We start from the raw sequence: 7,786 nt of genomic DNA on the forward strand, positions 1-7,786 counted from the left end.
TCCCTCGACAGCGGCGACGCCGTCGACGAGGAGGGCTACACCTACGAGTACGAGGTGACCGAGGAGGACGCCGGCATCACCCACTACCACTGCGTCCCGCACACCGCGGTCGGCATGCACGCCGGCATCGCCGTCGGCGAGGACGTCCCGACGGTCGAGACGGGCGGCGCGAACACCGGCTGGCCCGAGGACATCGCCGACGTCGGGATGCCGATCCACGCCCACTGGGTCGGCATCTCCGCCGGTCTCGGCGTCGTGCTCACGATGATATTCACGTTCTACACGCTGAAGTACGGCGAGTCCGCACACACCGGTCACGGGGGGAGTCGATGAGTTCGAGCGGCTCCTCGTACGGGGACATCCACCGGTATGAACCCGCCAGAGAGAGCACCGCCGCCGCCATCGCCATCGTCCTCCTCACGATCATCGAGGTCGTGTTCGTCTTCCTGTTCGTCTACGGACTCATGTTCACCTGGGCCTCGACTGAAGCCGGGAACATGTTCATGGGCGCGCTTCTGGCACTGATCTTTTTGGATCTGGCGTTCATACTGTTGTTGTATCGGAAGGAGTTCCTCCCCGACGTGATGATCGTCAAGAAGCGGCGACGGAAGTGGGAGGACCTCTACGTCCGCGAAGAGGAGAAGGACGGCGTGGAACTGGACACCGGCGACGCCTGGGAGACCGTCAAGCGGGCGGTGTACCCGTACTACAAGAAGTGATCAATCAATGAGCCTCAAAAAGAACGACGAGATGGACCACAACGCGTGGCTCAAAAACCAGGACCTGACGGTCATCGAGACGGCGTTCCTCACCACGCTCATCTGGGTCGACAAGCGGCTCCGCATCGTCGACTACCTCGAGCTTCTGGAGACGATGTACTACCGCGCGAACCTCCAGATGCCGAAGAGCCACACCGAGCAGTACGACCTCGACAACAAGTTCTGGTACTGGTATCCGCTGTACTCGCTCGGGTCGCTGTCGATCCTCGCGTACCTCGTCGCGGCGGTCTCCGGCGCGATGTTGGGATTCTACTACTCCCCGTCGACCGCAGGGGCCGCCGCGCAGGGCGACCCGACGGCCGCGTACGACTCGGTCGTCCTGATCCTCCAGGACGTCCAGTTCGGATTCATGCTCCGGTCGATCCACAGCTGGGCGGCCCAGTTCATGGTCGCGGCGGTGTTCCTCCACATGCTTCGCGTCTACTTCACCGGCGCGTACAAGGAGCCCCGCGAGGTCAACTGGATCCTCGGCGTCGTGTTGATCGGGTTGACCCTCTTCTTCGGGTTCTCCGGATACGTCCTCCCGTGGAAGCAGCTGTCCTTCTGGGCGGCACAGATCGGCGTCGAGATGGCGCTCGCGACTCCGATAGTCGGGGAGTGGGCGGCGCAACTCCTGTTCGGCGGGTTCACGCTCGGGCAGGCGACGCTCGTGAGAATGTACATCCTGCACGTGTTCGTGTTGCCGTTCGTGGTGACGTCGCTCATCGCGCTCCACGTCGGCATCGTCTGGGTGCAGGGGATCGCGGAGCCGCACTAAGCCAATGACCGACGACAACGACCCCATGACGGACGGTGGAACCGACGAGGAAGCGCGCACCGACGGCGGCCCGCCGGCGACGGTGCCGCCGGACGACGAGACGCCCACCTGGAGCGAGCGGAAGGAGAACTCACAGGGACTCGCACAGCTCACCTACCAGTACTTCGAGCGGTCCCGCCGCGAGGACGAGGACCTGCGCACGGAGTCGACGTACGTCGAGCGCGACGTGTTGGGCTTCCCCGCGTGGCCCCACGAGACGATCCGCAACCTCGCGATCGCGAGCTTCTTCGTCGGCATGCTGATCTTCATCTCGGCGCTGATGCCGCCGCACTTCGGGCACCCGGCCAATCCCGGGTCGACGCCGGCGATCATCCTGCCCGACTGGTACCTCTACTGGTCGTTCGGGCTGTTGAAGCTCAACCCGCTGAACCCCGAGCTCGCGGTGCTCGACGGGAACATCCTGCTCGGCAACGAGTTCCTCGGGATCATCGCCCACGGGATCGTCTTCGGCGCGATCGCGCTCGTTCCGTTCCTCAACAAGGGGAGCGCGCGCCGGCCGGTCGAGGAGCCGTTCTGGGCGGCCGTCGGCATGACCGGCGTCGTGTTGTCGCTCACGCTGGCCGCGCTCGCGATCCAGAACTTCTTCCCGTTCGAGCTCGACCTGCTCGTCACGCTGACGTTCCTGTTGCCGGTGCTCTGCGGGATCATCACCTACGCCGTGTTGAAGACGATGCGGGAGGGCTACATGTACGACCTCAACCGTCGCTACTACATGCTCCGCCCGCCGAAGTAACGCTCGTCTACCACAGTCCACCTCGGTCCCGTTTCTCTCCATGTCCGACACCGACGATCCAGCCGACCGCGACGACTCCGTCGACCGCGACGGCCACATCGATCGTGACGCATCCGAGGAGAGTGACGACCACCAGGCGGTCGACGGGACCGGCGATCCGATCGCCGTCGACGACGAGTCGGATCCACGGAACGAGCCCGTCGGCCCGCGGATCGGTCCGAACGGCCGGGAGGTCGTCGTTCCGCTCCGGTTGTACAAGACCGTCACCGCGATCTCGACGCTGGCGGCCGTGGTGACGTACCTCATCGGGTTCATCCTCGTCGACGCCGCGACGCTTCAGGTGAGCGTCGTCCGCCGGCTTATCCTCCTCGTGCTCGATCGCGTCGGGATCACCCTCGCCGAGGACACGCTGACCGCGCTGCTCGCCATCGCCGGCGTCGCCTCCATACTGCTCGGAACGGCGGTGTACGTCCTCGGGACGCGGTTCCGTGCTCAGGGAATGGGAAAGCCTCAAGAGGACTCCAACGAAGGGTGATACAATGGCAGACGAGTTCATGAAAGGGTTGGTCCTGTTCAGCCTCGGGGCCCTCGGCTGGATCACCTTCGGCGCGTGGTACCGGACCCCCTCGTACTACGAGGTCGTTCAGCTGGTGAACGCGCCGGAGGGCGTCGAGACGGTGTACGGTCAGGTCGGCGTCCTCACCGGCGACGTGCTCTATTGGCTGATGATCCTCGGCCCGCTCACTTTCTGGGTGCTCATCCCGATCAGCCGAGAGATCCGGAGCAGTGTCGGCGACGACGCCGCGAACTGAAACGGCGGCGGTCTCGGGGTGATAGCCGCTCTTCGCCGCTCGCTTTTCGAGGTGTTCGCTTCGGTCGTGGATCCGTCTTCGTTCGATGTCGACCGAGATCTCCGGATGATGACGATCGCTTAGAGGACGGATCGTCTGATCGGGAGTGATCGTTGCCGGCGCGATGAACGCTTCCAAAGCCCAGCTACGGGGACTTCGGTTCACTCGCTGCGCCTCACGGCTCGCGGCTTCGTCGCTCGCTTTCCGAGGCGTTCGCTTCGCTCGCACCTCGGCCCGCTCCTCGTGTATAACGGGCACTCGGAGCGCGCCACGGCTCGGCCACCGTTTATTCCTTTTATTTAATTGGTAATACTAATCCGGATCCGACTTCGTTGTGAGCGGTCAGCGTGCCGGCATCGCTTCCTCGGGGATAGCGTAGGGCTGGCCGCATCCGTGTATCTCCAGTGTACAGTCGGGACAGGCGATGTGTTTCTCCTGGCGATGCTCAACCGACTGCCGCTGTCGCTGTGGATCCGTCTCCAAGCGCTCCCGTAGCTCGCCCGGTAGTTCGCCGAACTCCACAACGGTGCTTCCGCAGACGGGACACTCCATACGACGAATAGCCCCTCTACTGATAAAGAGATACTGGTCGTCCGAACCTCCCAGCTTCAGCCGCGTCCTGCATCAGTGAATTGATCGACCCGTCGTCGGAACGTACTTACCCACTTGTACCGACCGGAATCGGACCGTTCGGAGTGAACGCTCACGAGCGGAGGGAGCTGGACGAGAGAAACGCGAGAGCGAAACGGTGGAGCGCAGGCGTCGTTTCAGGCCACGATCGCCTGGTTCCAGAAGCCCTCGACGAGGAAGAACAGCGAGTAGTACGACGCGTATAACAACACGAGCCCGGAGGTGACGATCGCGCTTTTGGGCGCTTCCACGGTCATGTCGTTGCGGGCCTCGACGTTGCGGGCCTCGAACTCGAAGAGGTCCGCGATGATCATCGTCACGACGAGGAACGAGAGGATGGTCCCGCCGGTCGGCTGGTGGACCGCGAACAGGAAGCTCAACAGCGCGAGTCCGAAGTTCGTGACGGTGTGTGGACCGTACTGTTCGACGGCGTCCCCCTCCTTCGCCTGTTCGACGTGCCGCCTGTGTGCGAGGTGCCGAGTCCCCATGTTCGCGACCGCCATCACGAGGATCGCGTACGGCAACGCCGGCCCGACGGCCGACAGCCAGCCGAACGGAACGAGGAACTGCAGTGGATCCATACCGATCCCTCCGTTCACGAGTTATTAGAACCTTTCCGATCAGCGCTCGGATCCGACCGGGATTGACGGGGGGATCGGAGCGTTCGAACCCGGTCGACGATCTCGATCCGAACCGGCCGCCCGGGCGTCACGGTTCCCCGGCGGTCGCCGTCGACGACGATCGAGACGGGCTCGGCGTCCCGCCGAACCGAGACGGTCACGCCGTCCGGGACGACCCACGTGTCGCTCCGGGTCGTGAACGGCGCGATCGGGACGACCGCGATCCCGCTTCCGGCCTCCAGCAGCGGTCCGCCCGCGGCGTTGGCGTAGCCGTCGCTTCCGAGCGGCGTCGCGACCACGACGCCGTCCGCCCGGAACGCGGCCCCCCGATCGCCGCCGAGGTCGACCGCGTACTCCGAGATGCGTGCCGGCTCGTCGGTGACGAATCCGACGTCGAAGGCGGCCCGATGGATCGCCTCGTCGTCGATCCCGACGGAGAGGACGGGCCGTTCGACTCGCCGGGCGTTCCCGTCGAGCAGCCCGTGGATCGCCTCGCGGAACTCCGCCGAGTCGATCGCCCTCCCGCTCTCGCGGACGGGAAGGATCGGGGAGTCGCTGATCGGGACGTTACTGCCGACGCGATCTCCTCTCGCGGCGCCGACGATGGCGTCCCGGATCGCCTCGTCGCCCACGGCGAGGACCGCGTCCGCGGCGGCGGACTCGTCCGTCCGCCCGCCGGCCGCCCGGACGACGCGCCGAACGTGGTCGGCGACGGCCTCGTCCGCGCCGACGACGGCGACGCGGGACACCGGATCTCCCATACGCGAGGGCTCCGCGCGGGACGATGGAAAAACCCCCGGTTCCGACCGACGCCGCCGGAACGCCCGGAGGCGTCACGGATCGTCGGCGGACGGCCCGAGTTCTCCGCTTCCCGAACCCTCAAGCGGCGGCGCTTACATCGGTGACTCATGACAACGTGGATCGGTGAGACGTTCACGAGCGACGCGGGCTGGAATCACCTGGAGACGCTCGTCGACATCGGGAACCGCATGGCCGGCAGCGACGGGGAGCGTCACGCCGCGGAGGCGACGCGCGACGCGTTGGCGGAGGTCGGCGCACGCGACGCGCGGCTGGAGTCGTTCGACATCCAGGGGTGGACGCGGGGATCGTCGGCGGTTCACGCCGGCGATACGACACAGGACAGCATCGCTCTCCCCCGGAGTCCGGCCGGGGAGGTCACCGGCGAACTCGTCGACCTGGGCTACGGCCTGCCCGAGGACTTCGAGCGGGCCGACATCGAGGGAAAGGTCGTGATGGCCGCCTCGAACGTGCCCGACTACTACGACCGGTTCATCCACCGGCGGGAGAAGTACTACTACGCCGTCGAGGGCGGGGCCGCGGCGTTCGTCTTCCGGAACCACGTCGAGGGGTGTCTCCCCCCGACCGGAAGCGTCGGAACCGAGGAGTCGCCGATCGGCGACGTCCCCGCCGTCGGCGTCTCCAAGGAGGTCGGCTCGCGGCTCTCCCGGCGGTTCGACGGCGAGGAGGTGACCGTCGAGGTCGACGCCGACGCCCCCGAGGCGACCAGCTACAACGTCCATGCCGACCTCGGTCCGGACACCGACGAGGCGGTGCTCCTGACGAGCCACGTCGACGCCCACGACATCGCCGAGGGCGCGGGCGACAACGGCGCGGGGACCGCGATCGTCGTCGAGGTCGCGAGGGCGCTCGCCGCCCGCGAGGAGGAACTCGACACGCGAGTTCACTGTCTGGTGTACGGGGCTGAGGAGGTCGGGCTGGTGGGGTCGAGCCACGACGCGGCCGAGCGCGACCACGACGAGATCAAGGCGATCGTGAACAACGACGGCGTGGGGCGCGGTCGGACGCTGAAGTTCTACACGCACGGGTTCGACGACCTCGATTCCGCCGCCGAGGCGGTCGCCGACCGCTTCGAGCACCCTGCGGGCACCGTCCCGCGCCTGGGCCCCCACAGCGACCACTGGCCGTACGTCCAGCAGGGCGTCCCGGGCTATCACGTGATGAGCGAGACCGGGACCGAGGGACGAGGGTGGGGACACACCTTCGCGGACACGCTCGACAAGCTAGAGGTCCGGAACCTCCGCGAGCAGGCGATCCTCCTGACGGAGCTCGTCGTCGAGTTGGCGGACGACGACACCGAGATCGCCCGGCGCGAACCCGAGGAGATCGCGGCGCAGCTCGAGGACGAGGACCTCGCCGCGGGAATGAAGATAATCGGCGACTGGCCGTACTGAGGGGAGTGGCGTCTCGTCGAGACGGAACCCCGACTCAGTGGCGTCTCGTCGAGACGGAACCCCGACTCAGACGACGGGTACGAGCGGGAGGAGGACGGCCGCGGCCTCGCTTGCCGTCTCGGCCGCCTCGAACGTCGAGTCGTACACGTGGTTCAAGAGGAGGTAGGTGACGACGCCCAACACGAGCGAGAGGAGCCACGCGCTCGCGGCGATCCGGCCGACTCGTGCGTGCGGGAGCTCGTTCCTGAGTTCGCGTTCGGAGTGGGTGAGTCCGAGCAGCAGCGCGTAGAGAACGACGGGAACGGAGACGACCGACAGCACGATGTGGACCGCGAGCATGACCAGGTACGCGTAGTAGGCCGGATCGGGGCCGACGAAGTACTTGGTCCCGCCGCCGGCGACCTTCGGGAGGTACATCCCGAGGAAGACGAGGATGAGGGCGAACGAGGTCGTCATCGCGGCCGCGTGTCTCTTCACCTCGTCGTTGCGGATCCAGTACCAGCCGAGCGAGAGCGTGGCGATCGTGACGGTGTTGACGGCGGCGATCGCGTGTGCGAGGAGGTCGACCGTCTCGCGGGTCAGATCGGGAAACAACGCCTGAAATCCCGGAACGAGGAAGACGCCGCCGACGGCGCCGTAGCCGGCGATCGTGAGGAGCACGGTGAGCGCGCCGGCCGGCTCCGCGAGGCGGGCGCGCACGCTGGAGGCTGCCATGGGATCCGGTCGGGTCGGGACGGTAATCCGTCTTCGGGTTCCGGGTTCGGATCGGTCGGAGGATACCGAATGTGAGTACGTCAGGACGGTCCGTTCGGAGGAAAACGAAGGACGTCTTGAGTGCTCGCGTGCGGGTCACATGCTTCGGTTCACGTCGATCCGTTCGGAACGGCCGTTATATCTCGCTTGCACATCCACCTTTTTCTCGTCCTCAGAAATCGGAGATTTCTGATGGGCTGCACGAGAGCTTCGCTCTCGTGAACGTCGGGTTCCCTCGCTCACTGGGTTCGCTTCGGGAACCGCTCCTCGAAACCCTGGAGGGAAAAAGCCGACTCCGCCGTCTCCGACGGCTCCGTCGGTGAAACGCCTCGCGGTGCTCGGCGTATGCTGGCGTCGTCTTCAGTCGATCTGTGAATCCGCTCCTCAACC

At 66.1% G+C, this 7,786-nt stretch carries 10 protein-coding genes and 1 pseudogene; 7 read left to right on the top strand and 4 right to left on the bottom strand.

The window, feature by feature from the left end:
* From OKW78_RS04580 to OKW78_RS04605, 6 genes and pseudogenes are all read left to right on the top strand, one after another.
* Nucleotides 1–333: pseudogene (locus OKW78_RS04580) on the top strand (halocyanin); the annotation flags it as partial.
* Entirely contained in the window at nt 330–719 is a 390-nt protein-coding gene (locus tag OKW78_RS04585) for a hypothetical protein (protein ID WP_281194112.1), read from the top strand. The pseudogene OKW78_RS04580 and the gene OKW78_RS04585, both read left to right, overlap by 4 nt.
* 7 nt (nt 720–726) lie before the next feature.
* Nucleotides 727–1,536, top strand: a complete 810-nt coding sequence (locus tag OKW78_RS04590; RefSeq protein WP_281194113.1) for a cytochrome bc complex cytochrome b subunit — start codon at nt 727–729, stop codon at nt 1,534–1,536.
* Nucleotides 1,537–1,540: 4 nt separating this feature from the next.
* Entirely contained in the window at nt 1,541–2,329 is a 789-nt protein-coding gene (locus OKW78_RS04595; RefSeq protein ID WP_281194114.1) for a cytochrome bc complex cytochrome b subunit, read from the top strand.
* A 40-nt stretch (nt 2,330–2,369) separates the two neighbouring features.
* Nucleotides 2,370–2,864, top strand: a complete 495-nt coding sequence (locus tag OKW78_RS04600) for a hypothetical protein (RefSeq protein WP_303653766.1) — start codon at nt 2,370–2,372, stop codon at nt 2,862–2,864.
* 4 nt (nt 2,865–2,868) lie between these two features.
* Nucleotides 2,869–3,141 carry a hypothetical protein gene (locus OKW78_RS04605; RefSeq protein ID WP_281194115.1) on the top strand — a complete coding sequence of 91 codons (273 nt, stop codon included), beginning with the start codon at nt 2,869–2,871 and terminating at the stop codon, nt 3,139–3,141.
* A 381-nt stretch (nt 3,142–3,522) separates the two neighbouring features.
* Here the strand turns inward: OKW78_RS04605 and OKW78_RS04610 are convergent, their stop codons facing one another.
* The 3 genes from OKW78_RS04610 to OKW78_RS04620 all read right to left on the bottom strand — a co-directional run bounded on the left by OKW78_RS04610 (nt 3,523) and on the right by OKW78_RS04620 (nt 5,191).
* The gene (locus OKW78_RS04610; protein WP_281194116.1) at nt 3,523–3,732 is read right to left on the bottom strand and encodes a hypothetical protein; all 210 of its coding nucleotides are present in this window, start codon (nt 3,730–3,732) and stop codon (nt 3,523–3,525) included.
* Between the two features lie 215 nt (nt 3,733–3,947).
* Entirely contained in the window at nt 3,948–4,391 is a 444-nt protein-coding gene (locus OKW78_RS04615; protein WP_122106169.1) for a hypothetical protein, read from the bottom strand.
* 14 nt (nt 4,392–4,405) lie between these two features.
* Complete coding sequence (locus OKW78_RS04620; RefSeq protein WP_281194117.1) at nt 4,406–5,191, bottom strand: ATP-NAD kinase; 786 nt, start codon at nt 5,189–5,191, stop codon at nt 4,406–4,408.
* A 147-nt stretch (nt 5,192–5,338) separates the two neighbouring features.
* Here OKW78_RS04620 and OKW78_RS04625 point away from each other — a divergent pair, with 147 nt between their 5' ends.
* Nucleotides 5,339–6,643 carry a M28 family peptidase gene (locus tag OKW78_RS04625; RefSeq protein WP_281194118.1) on the top strand — a complete coding sequence of 435 codons (1,305 nt, stop codon included), beginning with the start codon at nt 5,339–5,341 and terminating at the stop codon, nt 6,641–6,643.
* A gap of 66 nt (nt 6,644–6,709) precedes the next feature.
* On the opposite strand, the gene OKW78_RS04630 is transcribed toward OKW78_RS04625, so the two are convergent.
* Nucleotides 6,710–7,357 (bottom strand): DUF420 domain-containing protein, encoded by a 648-nt coding sequence (locus OKW78_RS04630; protein ID WP_281194119.1) that lies wholly within the window; start codon nt 7,355–7,357, stop codon nt 6,710–6,712.
* Nucleotides 7,358–7,786 lie beyond the last annotated feature (429 nt).

The organism is Halorubrum sp. F4 (genome assembly GCF_027257195.1).
Taxonomy (GTDB): Archaea; Halobacteriota; Halobacteria; order Halobacteriales; family Haloferacaceae; genus Halorubrum.